Here is a 16,202-nt window from a genome sequence, read left to right as displayed (position 1 = left end):
TTCCACCCTCCTTCCGGCTAGCCGCGCCAGTCCGGGATGGCGCATGGCACACGCAAAAACGCCCGGCAGGGCCGGGCGTTGAACCACATTTCGCGTACCGCGCTGGGTGGGGCTTTCGCTACACCCTGGGCCGCTTGATTACCTGCACACCCAGTTGCTTGAGCTTGCGGTACAAGTGGGTGCGCTCCAAGCCCACCTTATCGGCCACGCGGCTCATATTGCCGCCTTCCAGGCCGATATGGTGATCGAAATACGCCCGTTCGAATTCGTCGCGGGCATCGCGCAGGGGTTGGTCGAAATTGAACTGCGGTCCACTGACCGTCACGGCTTGCGCCCTGGGGGGCGAAAACTGCGACAAGACGCGATTGACCGGCGCGGCATCGATCTCGACCTCGGTCGAAGTCAGCGCCAGGCTCTTGACGATATTGTGCAGCTGCTCGTGATTACCCGGCCAATCATGCTGGCGCAAGGCGTTCAGCGCGGAGGAGGCGAACCGCCGCGGGCTGGTCTTGCTCGATTCCACCACGCTGGCGAGGATGTGCTCCGCCAGCTCGGGGATATCGTCGCGGTGCTCGCGCAGGGCCGGCAAGGGCACCACGATCTGCGACAGATAGGTGAACAGCGCCGGATCGAAGCGGTCGATCAGTTCCGGCAGGCTGCGGCTGGTGGCACAGATAAGCCGCACATTGTGCTTATCCAGCTTCGGCAACAGCGAGACCAGGGCGCTCTGCGCCTTGCGCTCGTAATGGCCGATATCGCGCAGGAACAGCGAACCGTTGGCGGCCCGGGCCACCAGGTCCGCACCCGAGTCGATCAGGGCATCCTGGCTGTCCGGCGCCACGAACGGCGCCGTGGAGGGGCTCAGGTAGCGGGCGCAGGCCACAAAGCCGCTGCCCGGCTCGCCGGTCAGCAGCAGCGGAAAGGCCAGGTTCTGCGATTGGTCCAGCTGCTTCTTCAGTATCAGGATCAGCGGACTCTTGCCCAGGCCGGCCAGCGAATTCTCGGCCACCTTGGGTTGCACCTCGCCGTGCTTGAGCGCCCGCTTGACCGTAGCCAGCAGCTTCTGCAGCCCGATGGGCTTTTCCAGAAAATCGAAGGCCCCGATGCGGGTCGCTTCGACCGCGGTATCGATGGTGGCATGGCCCGACATCATTACCACCGGCATGGTCAGCTGACCATTGCTGCCCCATTCCTTCAGCAGCGTCACGCCATCGGTATCCGGCATCCAGATATCCAGCAGGACCAGCGACGGGCGCCCCTTGTTGCGGAATTGGCGCGCCTGGGCGGCATTTTCGGCTACCACCACGCGGTAGCCTTCGTCTTGCAGGATCTCCGACAGTAATTCGCGGATACCAATCTCGTCGTCGACGATCAGGATATCGTTACTCCCCACGCGCGTTCTCCCCTGAGTTCAGGCTGTTATCAGCATTGATTGTTACTACAGCCGGCAAGTCGATCCGCACGCAACCACCGTGCGGTTCGACATTGAAAGCGACGATCTGGCCATGGTGTTCGTCGATGATTTTCTTCACCACCGCCAATCCCAAGCCCGTGCCCTTCTGCTTGGTCGTTGCATAAGGCTCGAAAACCCGTTGCAAAATCGCCTCACTGAAACCGGTTCCGTTGTCTTCAACCGACAATCGTACCGCTTTCTCGCGTCTTTCGGTGCGCAGCCTGATGCGGCCGAATATATCGCCACTGACTGCCTCCTGTGCATTTTTCAACAAATTGTGTACAACCTGGCGCAATTGCGTGATGTCCGCCATCACCACCAGCTCTCCGTCGCCCACGTGTTCGCGCTCGATCGGCGCGGTTTCGTAGAGCACCATGATCTCGTCCAGCAGCTTGGCGAGGTTCACCGGCGCCAGTTCGGCCGAGGGTTGGCGGGCATACTCGCGGAACTCGTCGACCATCCGCTTGAGCGCACCGACCTGCGCCACGATGGTATTGGTCGAACGGGTCAGGATCTCGCGGCTGGCATCGTCAAGCTTGTCGGCCAGCTTGTGGGCCAAGCGCTCGGCCGCCAACTGGATGGGGGTAAGCGGATTGCGTATCTCGTGGGCCAGGCGCTTGGCCACTTCGCCCCAGGCGGCATCGCGCTGGGCACGCAGCAGGTCGGTCACGTCATCGAACACCACCACGGCGCCCGAAGCCTGATCGACCTCGCCACGCAGGCGCGCGCCATGTACCAGCAACATGCGGGTACTGCCATCGAAGCCCACCTCGAGCTGGCGCTGCCAGTCCTCGGTGCCGGCCTCGAAGGCTTGCTGCACGCCGATGGCGAAGCCGCTCAGGTGCGGGTACTCGAGCAGGCAGTCATCCAGCCGCCGCTCGTCCAGCTTATCGATATCGGCATGCAGGATATTGCCGGCGCTCAGGTTGCCGGCGCGCAGGCGCCATTGCTCGTCGAAGGTCAGCACCCCCGCCGTCAGGCTGCCCAGCACCGTCTCCAGATAGGCTTTGGCCGCCGCGGTTTCCTGCTGCTTCAGCTCGACCTGGTCGCGTGCATCGGACAACTGCCGCGTCATGCGGTTGAAGCTATGGGTCAGGGTGCCCAACTCATCCTGGCTGACCACCGGCTGCACCTGTGAAAAGTCGCCTTGCGCCACGGCCCGCGTACCGGCCGCCAGCACGGTCAGCGGGGCCGCCAGCTTCTCGGACAGGTACATACCCAGCACCACCGCGGTCAACAGCGCCAGCAGCAGCGCCAGCGTCAGCGTCAGGCTGTAGCTCTGCTTGAGCCCGGCGCGCGACAGCGACAGCAGCTTGTAGGCATTGCGCATCTCCTCCACTTTTTCGGCATCGCTGGCCAATTGCTTGGGCACCGGCTGGATCAGCTGCAGGATGCGTATCTCGCCGCCAAAACCGGACTGGCTGGCGTAATTGGGGTTGACCGGCACGATGACGCGCAGGCTGAGGCCGTAATTGGGGGTGGTCTCCAGTTGCCGATACGGCTTTTGCTCCAGCGCCCGCTTCAGCACCGCGCGCTCCGGCACCAGCGGCACCAGGTTGGCATAGGTGTCGCCCACGTGGTCCAGCACGCGGCCGCGCCCGTCGAACAGGCTGGCCTCCTGCACCCCGGTGGCTTCGCGCAGCCGGGTCAGGGTACGGTGCGCTTCGTCCATTTCGCCGCTGGACAGCTCGCCGGCCATCAACTGCGCCTTGCGCATCAGGTCGTCCAGCGAGTAATTGAGCATCTGGTTGCCCAGGTTCAAACCGCTGTCCAGGGCGGTATCCACCTTCACGTCGAACCAGGTTTCGATGGACTTGGTCAGGAACTGCACCGACAGGGTGTAGACCAGCGCGCCCGGCAGGATGGCCACCATGCCGAACATCAGGGTGAGCCGCCAGGCCAGCCGGGAGCCGAACTGCCTGGCCCGCACCTGTTTGCGCAAACGCATCAGACGGGCTCCCACCAGCACGACCAGCCCCGCCACCACCAGCACGTTCAGCGCCAGCAAGGGATGGTAATAACGGCCGAACACGGTGGAATTGCCGATCGAGGTCGCCAACATGAACAACAGGATGACGGCCAGCGAGCCGATCAGGATCAGGGTATTGCGCAATGGCATGGCCAGGCTCTTATTTCGCTTCGACGAACTCGACCAGCAGGGGGTCGGATTCCAGCTTCCAGTCGGCTTCGCCCAACAGGCTCAGCTGCAGGGGCTTGGGCAGTTTGCTGGTGTCCAGCCGCATCTGCAGCTCACCGGCAAAGCGGCTGTCCAGCCGCCGCGAGACGGCCCCGCGTTCAGCCACGGACCAATCGCGAATCACGCCCAGGCTGTGCAGGGCGCCATCCAGGGTATCGAAGCTCTGATAAAGGGTGCCCACGCTCACGCGGTAGCTGCGGGTCAGCGCGTGATAGGAAAGTTTGTACTCGATCCGCGCGGTGGGGTCGAACCAATCGGCCACCCGCCGCCAGGCCCAGTACCAGCGCGGCCGGGTCAAGGTGAACTCGACCGAGAAAGTCAGTGGCACGCCGGCCAGCAAGGCGTTTTCCTGGATGGCATCGAGTGTCACCAAAAAACGCGCATCCAGGCTGAACTTACCCTCATGCTCCACCCCGGCGGCCGACTCCAGCTGGATGCCGCCACCCGCCCAGAGCGGTAGGCAGCAGATCGCCGCGCACAGCCAGACAAGCAGGCAGCGTGGTTCAATCCTTGGCAAGCAGCGCGTAAAAAAAGCCATCGTGTTGATCGTTTGGCAGCAATTGACCGTTTACAGGCAAGGCCGCCGGTAAGGGAAGTTGCCGAGCATCGGGATGACGCCGTAGAAACTCGGCAACATGTTGTTGGTTTTCCTGCGGGAACACCGAACAGGTAACGTAAAGCAGTCTACCACCCGCTTTGAGGCAGCCCCACAGCGCGGCCAGCATTGCACTCTGTTGCGTGGCAAATTGCGCGAAATCGTCGGGTCGGCGCAACCATTTGATGTCGGGATGGCGACGCGCCACGCCGCTGGCGGAGCAAGGGACATCGGCGAGGATGCGGTCGAATGCTTGGCCGTCCCACCAGCCGGCCGGCTGGCTGGCGTCGCCCACCCGCAGATCGGCTTGCAGACCCAAGCGCGCCAGATTGTCGCCGACGCGCTTGAGCCGACCCCTGTCCAGGTCCAGGGCCGTCAGTTCAAGCTCGGCCAGTTCCAGCAGATGGCCGGTCTTGCCGCCGGGGGCGCAGCAAGCATCCAATACCCGCATGCCGTCGGCGACGTCGAGCAAGGGCGCGGCCCATTGCGCGCCGATATCCTGCACCGAACAGTAGCCGTCGAAGAAGCCCGGCAATTTGTCTACCGGCACCGGCTGCTGCAAGCGGATACCCACCGTGCCAAACGCCTCGCCCGACATACCGGCCGCTTGCAACTGCGCCAGATAGTCGTCGCGCCCGGTTTTGCGGACATTGACCCGCAAGCTCATCGGCGGATGCTGGTTATTGGCGTGCAACACTGCCTTCCAGGCGGCCGGATAGGCTTCGCGCATGGCGGTCACCCACCAGGTCGGATGATTCCAGCGTGCCTTGCCGTCCTGCGCTGCCTCGGCCAGCAAGGCATCCTTGTGGCGCAGGAAATTACGGAGCAGGCCGTTCACCATGCCCTTGGCGAAGCCGCCGTTCAATTGGCTGGCGACATTCACGGCGTGATCGACCACCGCATAGGGCGCGGCACGGTCCCAGGCCAATTGGTAGATAGCGACCGCCAACAGGGCACGCACGGCCGGATCGGTATCCGGCCGGTTCAGCAGCTTGGTCAGGATGAAATCGATTTCGCCATAGCGCCGCAGGGTGCTGTAGGTCACATCCTGGATGGCTGCGCGCTGGCGCGGCTCCAGTTCGGGGTGGGCATGCCGCTGGCGGCCCATGGTATCGGTGAGATTGCGGCCGGCCAGCACTGCGGCGACGGCCTCGCCGGCCAAGCTTTGAGTCAGGAACATATTATGAGGTCTTGCGGTGAGACAGGGCGGCTTGCCCTGCCGAAGTGGAATTTCCAGGCCGCCCCGACTACCGGGCGGACCGCCGGCACGATACGCCGCGCCGGCCGATCTGTTTCATTTCAATACGTCGCCCACCGCCAGTTTGCCGCCGGCCAGGAACTCCCGCGCAGCCAGGCGCTTGCCGCCCGGTCGCTGCAGCTCGCTCAAACGGACCGCACCTTGCCCGGTCGCCACCAGCACGCCGTCGTCGACGGCCAGCACGCTGCCCGGCTTGGCGCCGGCCTGTCCGTCAACCGCCACGCCGGCCCAGCACTTGATCAGCTCATCGCCATGCCGCGCGGTACAACCGGGGAAAGGATCGAATGCCCGTATACGCCTGGCGATATCCCGCGCCGGCATGCTCCAGTCAATGGCGGCCTCATCCTTGCGGATCTTCTCAGCATAGTTCACGCCTTCGGCGGGCTGCGGTGTTGCGCCTGCCTGCAGGGTAGGCAAATCGGCCAACGCCGCCACGATGGCGCCGGCACCGGCCAAGGCCAGCTTGTCGTGCAGACTGCGGCTGGTATCGTCCGCTGCGATCGGCACGATATGGCGGCTCAGCATCGCGCCGGTATCGAGGCCGGCGTCCATCTGCATGATGGTGATGCCGGTCTCCTCGTCGCCCAGCTGGATCGCCCGCTGGATCGGCGCCGCGCCGCGCCAGCGCGGCAATAGCGAGGCGTGGATATTGAGGCAGCCGAGGCGCGGCATATCCAGCACCGCCTGGGGCAGGATCAGGCCATAGGCGGCGACCACCATCACGTCGGCCGCCAGCGCCGCCAGCGGCGCCTGCTGTTCGGCGCTGCGCAATTTTTCCGGCTGGTAGACGGGGATGCCGTGACGCTCGGCCAGCTGCTTGACCGGCGAGGCCAACAACTTCATGCCGCGCCCGGCCGGACGGTCCGGCTGGGTCAATACCAGTACGATCTCATGGCCGGCATCGATCAGGGCTTGAAGGGCTGCGGCCGAAAAATCGGGCGTGCCTGCGTAAATCAGTTTCATCGGGTCTGCCTATCCGGCGTTGGGGAGGGCTAAACGAGCGGGGCGCCTATCGGCGCCCCCAAACCCGTCACAAGGTCTTGCGCTGGTTTTTCTTCAGCCGCGACAGAATGCGCGTCTGCTTCAAGCGCGACAGCTTTTCGACGAAGACCTTGCCGTCGAGATGGTCCATCTCATGCTGTATGCAGATCGCCAGTAGCCCGGTCGCTTCGATGCGCACCGCCTTGCCGTCGCGATCAAGCGCTTCGAGCACGATATGTTCGGCGCGTTCGACTTCCTCGTAGATGCCGGGCACCGACAGGCAGCCCTCTTCGAACATCGCCTTGCCGTCCGATGCAACAATACGCGGATTGACCAGGCCCAATAAACCGGTCTTGTCCTCGCTGATATCGACCACGATAACGCGCTTATGCACGTCCACCTGGGTGGCCGCCAAGCCGATGCCGGGCGCTTGGTACATGGTCTCGGCCATATCGTCGATCAGCTTGCGGATATCGTCGCCGACTTTTTCAACCGGCCGCGCAACTTTATGCAAGCGCTCGTCGGGATAATGCAGGATATTCAGAATCGCCATATTTTCTTGCTAGCCTAAGTATTTAGATGCAGAATTTGAGTAATTGGTTTACATGCCTCCAGCATAAAACACTTAGCCAAGGCCCGGCCAAACAAGGAAGCCAAACCATGCGCCAGTCTGTTTCACCTTTACGCGCCAAACTCATTTCCCGTCTCGTTCCTGCCGCCATTATAACGCTGGCGGCGCTTTTGCCAGCTTCGGCAGACGAACTCCGCATGCAGGAGAACGCCCCGGACCGCTACGTCGTCGTCAAAGGCGATACGTTGTGGGACATTTCCGGGAAGTTCCTGAAAGATCCGTGGAAATGGCCACAGATCTGGAATATGAACAAGGACGAAATCAAGAACCCCCACTGGATCTATCCCGGTGACGTGATCGTGCTCGACATGGTCAACGGCAATCCCCGCCTGCGGCTACTGGGCAATGAAAAGAACGACGGTCGCCGCAGCAAGATGAAGCTGGATCCACGCATCCGCATCACCCAGTTCGATCCGCAAGCCGCGCCAGCCATCCCTGCCAGCGCCATCGAGCCCTATCTGGCCAAGCCGCTGATCATCGATGAGCAAGCCTTCAAACTGGCCCCGCGCATCGCCCTCGGTCCGGACGACCATGTCACCATGTCCACCGGCGACAAGGCTTACGCCACCGGCATTACCGGCAATTCAGGCGATCAATGGCAGATTTTCCACGGCGGCAAGGAATTGCGCGATCCGGATACCAAGGAACTGCTGGGCTACGAAGTGCAGTATGTCGGCGATGCCATCGTCAAGCAGGTTGCCGACGTCAGCACCCTGCAGGTGAGCCGCGTGGTTCAGGAAGTCGCCATCGGCGATCGGCTGATCCAGCGCCCGCGCCGTGAATACGCCAATTATATCCCGCATGTGCCGGATGCCGATGTCAGCGGCAAGGTCATCTCGATCTACGGTGGCGTGAACGATGCAGGCCCCTATACCACCGTCGCCATCAACAAGGGCGAGCGCGATGGGCTGCACCCGGGACATGTATTGCTGTCCTACAAGGCGCCACGCCAGATCCGCGTGGAGACCAGCGCGGACAAGGGCAAGATGACCCTGCCGGAAAAATCCGGCAATGTTTACATCTATCGCGTCTTCCCCAAGCTGTCCTATGGCCTGTTGCTGGACAGCACCGTACCTATCAACCTGCTGGACATCGTCCGCAAACCGTAAGCAGGGAGCAACAAGGCAAGGCAGGCCGTAAGTATCCGTGCGGGGGTGGTGGAATTTGCCACGCCCCGTCCAAAGGAGGCCGCCTTGCCCGACTCCGACAGCGAAGCCTGGCTGAGACTCGTCCTGACTCCGGGGATAGGTCCCAGCCACGCGATTCGCCTGCTGACCGCCTTCGGCTCGCCCGACCGGATCTTGTCCGCCAGTACCGCCGCCCTCGCGCGGCATCTCCCGCCCAAGCTTACCCACGCCCTCGAGCAAGGCCCTCCGGCTTCCATGCTGGCGCACGCACACGCTTGGCTGGCACAGCCGGGCAACCACCTGCTTACCTTGGCCGATACCGACTATCCCGCGCAGCTGCTGCAGATTGCCGACCCACCACCCTTGCTATACGCAAAGGGCCATACGGCGCTATTGAACAGGTCGATCCTCGCCGTGGTGGGTAGCCGCAACGCAACGCCGCAAGGCCTGCGCAATGCCGAGGCCTTCGCCCGCGACCTGTCGCAACGCGGCTGGTGCATCGTTTCCGGCCTGGCCCTGGGCATCGACACGGCCGCCCATCGCGGCGGCCTGGCCGGTCGCGGGGCCACCATCGCAGTGGTGGGCACCGGCCTGGATATCGTCTACCCGGCCAGCAACCATGCGCTGGCGCACCGTATCGCGGCGGAAGGACTGATGCTCTCGGAATTTCCGCTGGGCACCCCCGGCCGCCCCGGCAACTTCCCCCGCCGCAACCGCCTGATTTCCGGCCTGGCACGCGGCGTGCTGGTGGTGGAAGCGGCCTTGCAGAGCGGCTCCCTCATCACTGCCCGAGAAGCGGCCGAACAGGGCCGTGAAGTGTTCGCGATACCGGGCTCCATCCACTCTCCGCTGGCCAAGGGCTGCCACCAATTGCTCAAGCAGGGCGCCAAGCTGGTGGAGCAGGCCGTCGACATTCTGGAGGAACTGGGCGAGTCGCCGACAGTCACAAGCCCTGCCCGATGCGCCGCGCAGGCAAACTTGCCCGATACCGCGCAAGCCAGCCTGCTGGCGGCCTTGGGGCACGACCCGCTCGATATCGACACCCTGACCGCGCGGGCCGGCTTGACGCCCGAGCAGGTCTACGCGATGCTGTTGTCGCTAGAGATGATGGGACAGGTCGCCAAATTGCCCGGCGGTCGCTATCAGCGCCTGGTTTGATTACTTATCGTTCACCGCTACACCAAAGGTTTCCCGCTCGATGTTCGATGTCCTCGCCTTTCTCTTCGAACAGTATTTCTCGCTTGAGAACTGTCCTGATCGCGGCACGCTGGCCAAGCAACTTTCGGCGGCAGGCTTCGACGAGGACGAGATCGGCGAGGCGCTCGCCTGGCTGAACGAGTTCGACGAATTGGACAATGCGCCCTACGCCTTGCTGGATGCGCGCGAGGCGGTATTGCCGCGTTTGCTGCACCCCAGGGAAGCCAACCGCCTGCAACCCGAGGCACAGGCTTTCTTTCATTACTTGTCGAGTTCGGGGGCACTCGGCACGGGCCAGCGCGAAATGCTGATAGACCGCCTGATGCAGAGCAACGCTCAATCCATCGACGAGGAAGCCGTCAAGCGCGTTGCGCTGATGGTGTTGTGGCGGCAGGGCGACGATCTGGCGAATCTGCTGATCGAAGAGCTTCTGTTCGCGGAATCCGACGGGCAAATGCACTAAGCTGCCCGCGCTGCTTGCTGCGGACGGCATTGGAAAATCCTGTCCGCACACCTAAATTACCCCTAACATCGCAACGCAGCCCGCCTCGCAAGTCGGGCTGCGCGCACTCCAATCATCGCCGCTAGCGGAGCCCGCATGGCAGACAATCTGTTGATCGTAGAATCGCCCTCCAAGGCGAAAACACTGAAAAAATACCTGGGCAGCGATTTCGAAATCCTGGCCTCCTACGGTCATGTGCGGGGTCTGATTCGCAAGGATGGCTCGGTCGAGGTCGACAATGGCTTTGCCATGAAGTACCAAGTGATCGCCAAGAACGCCAAGCATGTGGACGCCATCGTCAGCGCGGCCAAGGCGGCCAAGAACGTCTTCCTGGCAACCGACCCGGACCGCGAAGGCGAAGCGATCTCCTGGCACTTGCTGGAAATCCTCCACGGCAAGAAGGCCTTGACCAACAAGCTGGTCAAGCGGGTGGTATTCCACGAAATCACCGAGTCGGCGGTGCTGGCCGCCGTGGCCAATCCGCGCGATGTGGACAACCACCTGGTCAATGCCCAGCAGGCGCGCAGCGCGCTTGACTATCTGGTCGGCTTCAATCTTTCGCCGCTGTTGTGGCGCAAGGTCCGGTCCGGCCTGTCCGCGGGCCGGGTACAGAGCCCGGCCTTACGCTTGATCTGCGAGCGCGAGCTTGAGATCCGGGCCTTTGTCAGCCAGGAATACTGGTCCGTCCATCTGGACAGCCATAAGGGCAAGACCAAGTTCGGCGCCAAGCTCAATGAGTGGCGCGGCAAGAGGCTGGAACAATTCGATGTGCCCGACGAGGCCACCCAAGCCGAGATCCTGGCTGCCCTGGAAGGCAAGCCGGCGACCGTGGCCAATGTCGAAAAGAAGCGCAAGACACGCAACCCGACAGCCCCCTTCACCACGTCGACCATGCAGCAGGAAGCCGTGCGCAAGCTGGGCATGACCACCGACCGCACCATGCGTACCGCGCAGCAGCTGTACGAAGGTATCGCCCTGAGCGACGGCACCGCCGGCTTGATCACCTATATGCGTACCGACTCGGTAGCGCTGGCCGCGGAGGCCGTAGCCGAGATCCGCGACTATATCGGCGCGAATTTCGATGCCGAATCGCTGCCGGCCAACCCGGTGACTTACAAGAACAAATCCAAGAACGCCCAGGAAGCGCACGAGGCGATCCGCCCCACTTCCATCCTGCGCACGCCCGCCTCGGTCAAGTCCTACCTGAGCGCCGAGCAGTTCAAGCTGTACGAAATGATCTGGAAGCGCACCCTGGCCTCGCAGATGGCGCCGGCCCGCTTCGATACCACCGGCATCGATATCACGGTCGGCGAAGCGGTGTTCCGCGCCAGCGGCCAAGTGCTGGTCTTCGCGGGCTTCCTGGCCGTCTACGAAGAAGACGTGGACGACGCCGAGGATGAAGACAGCGCCAAGCTGCCCGTGCTGGAAGCGGGCGAATCGGTACCGGTGGACAAGCTGTTCGGCGAGCAGCATTTCACCCAGCCGCCGCCGCGCTTCTCGGAAGCCTCGCTGGTCAAGGCCCTGGAAGAATTCGGGATCGGCCGCCCTTCCACCTACGCCTCCATCATCAAGACGCTGAAGGACCGCGAGTACGTCAATCTCGATAAAAAACGCTTCCTGCCGACCGATACCGGCGAGGTGGTCAACAAGTTCCTGACCGACCATTTTGCCCAATACGTCGATTACCAGTTCACCTCCAAGCTGGAAGACAAGCTGGACGAGATCTCGAACGGCGAGCGTGACTGGATCCCGGTGATGGAAGAGTTCTGGACCGGTTTTTCGGCCCAGGTGGAAGAAAAGAAGTCGCTCAAGCGCAGCGAAGTCACCCACGAGGCGCTGGACGAAGCCTGTCCCAAGTGCAGCAAGCAACTCACCGTGCGGCTGGGCAAGCGCGGCCGCTTTGTCGGCTGCACCGGCTATCCCGAGTGCGATTACACCCGCGATATGAATGAAACCGCCGAGCAAAAGGCGGAAGAAGTGGTGCAGGTCATCGATGACCGCGTCTGTCCGAACGACGGTGGCCAATTGATCGTCAAGACCGGCCGCTACGGTAAGTTCATCGGCTGCGCCAACTACCCGAAGTGCAAGCATATCGAGCCGCTGGAGAAGCCGAAGGACACGGGCGTCAGCTGCCCCAGCTGCAATGCCGGCATGCTGATCGAACGCAAGTCGCGCTACGGCAAACTGTTCTACAGTTGCAATACTTATCCGAAATGCACCTACGCCACCTGGAACCCGCCCATCGCGGAAAGCTGCCCCAAGTGCAAATGGCCGGTCATGACACTCAAGACCACCAAGCGTCGCGGACTGGAAAAAGTTTGTCCGCAGAAGGAATGCGGCCATGCCGAGGTGGTGATGACGCCGGACCAACTGGCCGCGCAAGCCGAGGCGGCGGAAGCGGCCGAGTAAGCGGCAAGGGGCTCGCGCCATGGCGCCGAGCCCTTGTTACCGCTTGATCCAGCCGTTTTGGCATTTTGCCCATCACATGTTGTCGTCATTTCGAGAGTAAGATGTTCGCTTGCCCCGCACCGGGCAGGAGAGCCCAATCATGAATGCCCGTCGCGACCTCGACGACACCACCGCACCACTAGGCAACACCACCCGCGACTATCTTGAAGCGCTGGATGCGGCTGGCCAACTGATCACGGACGCCAGCCGCGACGCCCTCGAACGCGCGCTTGCCGCCATCGGCTGCGCCGCCGAGGCCGATGCGGCCGCGCTCTACCGGCATGGTGCCGGCAGCCTGCGCGCCGACTATATCGGTGCCTGGCGCGGCTCGATCAAACTACCCGGCCATGCCGCCGAATCGCTGGCCCGCCTCGATTACCGCCTTTACCGCGACCTGCACGAGACCCTGTCCGCCGGCCTGATGCTGGAACGGCGCGTCAGCGAATTGTTGCCCGCCACCCAGGTCATGCTCGGCCCGGTCGGCGTGCAGCATCTGCTGTGCGTCCCCCTGCTGGATGCCGGCGAGTTGATCGGCTTCCTCGCCCTGGCCTATCTGGATGCGCCGCGGCGGCGAATCTCCGGCGAACCGCGATTCCTGGCCACCCTGGCCAATTACCTGGCCTTGGCCTTGGTACGCCAACAAGCCGAACAGCGCATGGGCGTCAACGCGCTACGGCTGTCCACGCTGGTGGGCGCCACCGAGGATATGGTGTTCGAGCTGGACTCCGCCGGTATCGTGGTGAACGTCTGGTCGCACCATCCCGCCCTGCCGAGCGCCAGCCTGGTCGGCCTGCCGCTGGACCTGGCGTTTCCGCAGGATATGGCCTGGGCCCTGGGGCAGGCGTTGCCGCAGGCCCTGGCCAGCGAAGCGCGGGAACAGTTCGAATTCACCCTGCCCCGCCTGGAAGGCGCGATCTACTGCATCGGCCGGTTGCAAGCAGTGCCCAGCGAAGATGGCCGCCGCCGCAATGCCGTGGCGCTGATCCGCGACGTTTCCGAACTGATGCGCGAAGAAGCCCGCCGGCGGGCCATGGTAGAAACCCTGGACCAGCTGGAAGAAGCCGTGATCGAGCTGACTCCGACCGGCCACCTCACCCGGCTATCGGCAGCCTGGGCCACCCTGCGGGTCTGGCCGAACGCCGGCCGGCTCGATCTGGCCCAGCCGCTGACCAATTTTGTCCACGAGGAAGACCACGACGTCCTGCTGCGCGCCTTCGCCGAAGTACTGCGCGCGGGCGAACCGGTCTCGGCCCGCTTTCGGCTGCTGCGCCAAGGCGCCGAGCCGCTCTGGCTGGAAGCCCGGCTGCTGCCGAACTGGGGCGCCGATGGCCAGCCGCACGGCCTGCGCGGCGTGCTGCGCGATGTCACCACGGCCCACCTGAGCGAAGCGCATATCCGCCAGCTAGCGCTCTACGATAGCCTCACCGGCTTGCCCAACCGGGTCTTGCTGGACGATCTGCTCAACCAGGCCCTGTCGCGCGCCAAGCGCCATAGCACGCGGGTTGCGCTGGGCTTTATCGACCTGGACCATTTCAAGCAGATCAATGACGCCTTCGGCCACCAGGCCGGCGACCAGGTCCTGGCGACGCTGGCGCGGCAGATCCGTTCGGTCCTGCGCGAAGAAGACGTGCTTGCCCGCTGGGGCGGCGATGAGTTCATCGTGATGCTGCCTGACCTGCCCGATCTGGTCACGCTCAGCCAGGTGGCCGAACGGCTGCGTGAAATCGCCCGCCAAGGCGTGGTCCTGGAAGGGATAGAAACCCGCCCGACCATTTCCATCGGCATGGCGGTCTTCCCCGACAATGCCGACAATGCCGAAGCCCTGCTGCGCGCCGCCGACAGCACCATGTACCACGCCAAGGCGATGGGCCGGAACAATGTGCAGTTCTACGGCGACATCGTCCATCTCAAGAGCATAGGCCGCGAACATATGGCGGTGCAGACCCGCCTCAACCACGCCATCCTCAACAACGAACTGCAGGTGTTCTACCAACCCATCGTCAATGCCCGCAGCGGTGAAGTGACGTCCATCGAGGCCCTGGCCCGCTGGCACGACGATACGGCCGGCTGGATCACGCCACAGCTGTTTATCCCCATGGCGGAAAAACTCGGCCTGATCAGCGAGCTGTCCGAACAGATCATCGTGCAGGCGCTCACCAAGTTGCGTGGTTGGCGCGCCCGGGGTTTCAAGCAACCGCTGGCTCTCAATGTCTCGCGCAACCTGCTGTTTTCTCCTCGCTTCGTCCGCAATCTGATCAGCATGGTCGAGGAATACGGCCTGCGTCCGCACGATGTGGTGGTGGAGATTACCGAAAGCCTGGCCCTGACCGACCACGCCAGGCAGTCGCGCCATTTGAAGCAGCTGCATGAATCGGGTTTCCGGATCGCCATCGATGACTTCGGCACCGGCTACTCGTCCTTGTCGCAGCTGCACGATATGCCCATCGACATCCTCAAGGTCGACCTCAGTTTCACCGCACGGCTCAACAATGAGTCGGGCCGCCGCATCATGCAGGCCATCGTGCAGATGTCGCACGCGCTTGGCCTGGACGTGGTGGTGGAGGGCGTGGAAACCCTGGAGGCCGCCCGTTTTCTGCAAGGGCTGGGCGTGGAAAAAATGCAGGGCTTCCACTTCTGCGAGCCGGTCCCGGCCGGCGTGTGCGAACTGCACTTGCAGCTGGGTCTGGACGGCAAGGTTTGATACGCACGTCCAAATGCCCCAGAATGCCCACCGCGATTTTGCTTCCTCCCCCCACCCTCTTCTTTGCGAGGGCGCCTCGTCGGTGAGGTTGAATGGGCGTTTTCACCCAGATTGAGTTACCCGCCATGCGCATTATCCAGGCGATTTACAGCATTTATGTCGGGCTGATGTTCACGCTCGGCCTCGCCGCCGTTGTCCCCTTCTACCTCCCGGCCTTCCTGCTCGATGAACGTCGCCGCCTGACCGTGATGTATGCGGTCAACCGCGTCTCCATGCGCGTCTGGTCGCTGCTGACCGGCATCCGGGTACGCATCGAGGGCCAGGCAGCCTGGCAACCGGCACCGGTCATCATCGGCAATCACTGCAATGTGCTGGATATGCCGGTCTGCGCCATCGCCTGTGCCCAGCCCGTCAAGGTCCTGGCCAAGCAGGAGTTCGCCCGCATTCCGCTGCTGGGTTTTATCATCAAGAGCTTTGCCGTGCTGGTCACGCGCGATTCGCCGGAAAGCCGCCAACGCAGTATCGCCATCCTGAGCGCCGCACTGGGCCGCGGCTGGCCGGTGTTCATCTTCCCGGAAGGCACCCGCAATCGCGGCGCCACCCCGCTGCAACCCTTCCGCGACGGCCCGTTCCGCTTCGCCATCGCCGCCCAGGCGCCCATCCAGCCCTTCGTCCAGCTCAATATGCGCGGCGTGCAATCGCCCAATACGCTGATGCTGCGGCCAGGCCGGGTGATCTTCCGCTGGCTGCCGCCCATCCCCACCACGGGGCTTACCGAGGCCGATTTGCCGGCTCTGCGGGATAAGGTCTATGCGCTGATCGAAGCGCAGTTGCGACGGGATGATCCGGCGTTTGCGGGGTAGGGGCGCGCTCCTTATACGGTCGCATCGGTGAGGTCGGGGGGAGCACACCTGTTCAACAAGCGCGGTTTACGAATTGTGCACAAATAACACTCTTGCTATGCTTTTCGTGCAGTGATGGCAGAGGCCTAAGCGCTCATCACCACCTGGGTAGTAGTTGCGATAATGCCATCATGATCGTAAGCGTATTCTCAAATACGCCAACTCCAGGTAGCCCACTTTCCGAAGCCCCCTCCACACGCGAGGGGGCTT

The 16,202-nt window shown here is 63.2% G+C and carries 12 protein-coding genes; 6 read left to right on the top strand and 6 right to left on the bottom strand.

The window, feature by feature from the left end:
- Nucleotides 1-118: 118 nt before the first annotated feature.
- The 6 genes from FNU76_RS25035 to def form a co-directional block, all read right to left on the bottom strand.
- Nucleotides 119-1,393 (bottom strand): sigma-54-dependent transcriptional regulator, encoded by a 1,275-nt coding sequence (locus tag FNU76_RS25035; protein ID WP_144278574.1) that lies wholly within the window; start codon nucleotides 1,391-1,393, stop codon nucleotides 119-121.
- Entirely contained in the window at nucleotides 1,383-3,572 is a 2,190-nt protein-coding gene (locus FNU76_RS12860; RefSeq protein WP_144278573.1) for a sensor histidine kinase, read from the bottom strand. The genes FNU76_RS25035 and FNU76_RS12860 overlap by 11 nt, the downstream gene beginning before the upstream one ends.
- A gap of 10 nt (nucleotides 3,573-3,582) precedes the next feature.
- A complete protein-coding gene (locus FNU76_RS12855; RefSeq protein ID WP_144278572.1) occupies nucleotides 3,583-4,188 on the bottom strand; it encodes a DUF4390 domain-containing protein in 606 nt (201 codons plus the stop codon).
- Nucleotides 4,154-5,425, bottom strand: a complete 1,272-nt coding sequence (gene rsmB, locus FNU76_RS12850; protein ID WP_144278571.1) for a 16S rRNA (cytosine(967)-C(5))-methyltransferase RsmB — start codon at nucleotides 5,423-5,425, stop codon at nucleotides 4,154-4,156. The genes FNU76_RS12855 and rsmB overlap by 35 nt, the downstream gene beginning before the upstream one ends.
- A gap of 114 nt (nucleotides 5,426-5,539) precedes the next feature.
- Nucleotides 5,540-6,466, bottom strand: a complete 927-nt coding sequence (gene fmt, locus FNU76_RS12845; protein WP_144278570.1) for a methionyl-tRNA formyltransferase — start codon at nucleotides 6,464-6,466, stop codon at nucleotides 5,540-5,542.
- 67 nt (nucleotides 6,467-6,533) lie between these two features.
- On the bottom strand, nucleotides 6,534-7,037 hold the full coding sequence (def, locus tag FNU76_RS12840; RefSeq protein ID WP_144278569.1) for a peptide deformylase: 504 nt from the start codon (nucleotides 7,035-7,037) through the stop codon (nucleotides 6,534-6,536).
- Nucleotides 7,038-7,252: 215 nt separating this feature from the next.
- On the opposite strand from def, the gene FNU76_RS12835 reads away from it, so the two are divergent.
- The 6 genes from FNU76_RS12835 (at nucleotide 7,253) to FNU76_RS12810 (ending at nucleotide 15,953) form a co-directional block, all read left to right on the top strand.
- Nucleotides 7,253-8,224: a LysM peptidoglycan-binding domain-containing protein gene (locus FNU76_RS12835; protein ID WP_223879006.1), complete on the top strand. Its 972-nt coding sequence runs from the start codon at nucleotides 7,253-7,255 to the stop codon at nucleotides 8,222-8,224.
- A gap of 84 nt (nucleotides 8,225-8,308) precedes the next feature.
- Nucleotides 8,309-9,400: a DNA-processing protein DprA gene (dprA, locus tag FNU76_RS12830; protein WP_223879005.1), complete on the top strand. Its 1,092-nt coding sequence runs from the start codon at nucleotides 8,309-8,311 to the stop codon at nucleotides 9,398-9,400.
- Nucleotides 9,401-9,440: 40 nt separating this feature from the next.
- Nucleotides 9,441-9,902: a Smg family protein gene (locus tag FNU76_RS12825; protein ID WP_144278567.1), complete on the top strand. Its 462-nt coding sequence runs from the start codon at nucleotides 9,441-9,443 to the stop codon at nucleotides 9,900-9,902.
- Nucleotides 9,903-10,037: 135 nt separating this feature from the next.
- A complete protein-coding gene (gene topA, locus FNU76_RS12820) occupies nucleotides 10,038-12,350 on the top strand; it encodes a type I DNA topoisomerase (protein ID WP_144278566.1) in 2,313 nt (770 codons plus the stop codon).
- A 139-nt stretch (nucleotides 12,351-12,489) separates the two neighbouring features.
- Nucleotides 12,490-15,090, top strand: coding sequence for a bifunctional diguanylate cyclase/phosphodiesterase (locus tag FNU76_RS12815; protein WP_144278565.1), 2,601 nt, complete (start codon nucleotides 12,490-12,492; stop codon nucleotides 15,088-15,090).
- A 92-nt stretch (nucleotides 15,091-15,182) separates the two neighbouring features.
- Complete coding sequence (locus tag FNU76_RS12810; RefSeq protein WP_144278564.1) at nucleotides 15,183-15,953, top strand: lysophospholipid acyltransferase family protein; 771 nt, start codon at nucleotides 15,183-15,185, stop codon at nucleotides 15,951-15,953.
- The last annotated feature ends 249 nt before the right edge of the window (nucleotides 15,954-16,202 follow it).

It is taken from the genome of Chitinimonas arctica, assembly GCF_007431345.1.
Taxonomy (GTDB): domain Bacteria; phylum Pseudomonadota; class Gammaproteobacteria; order Burkholderiales; family Chitinimonadaceae; genus Chitinimonas; species Chitinimonas arctica.
Note: the sequence above shows the minus strand (reverse complement) of the source record. Positions and strands in the feature narration are given on the sequence as shown.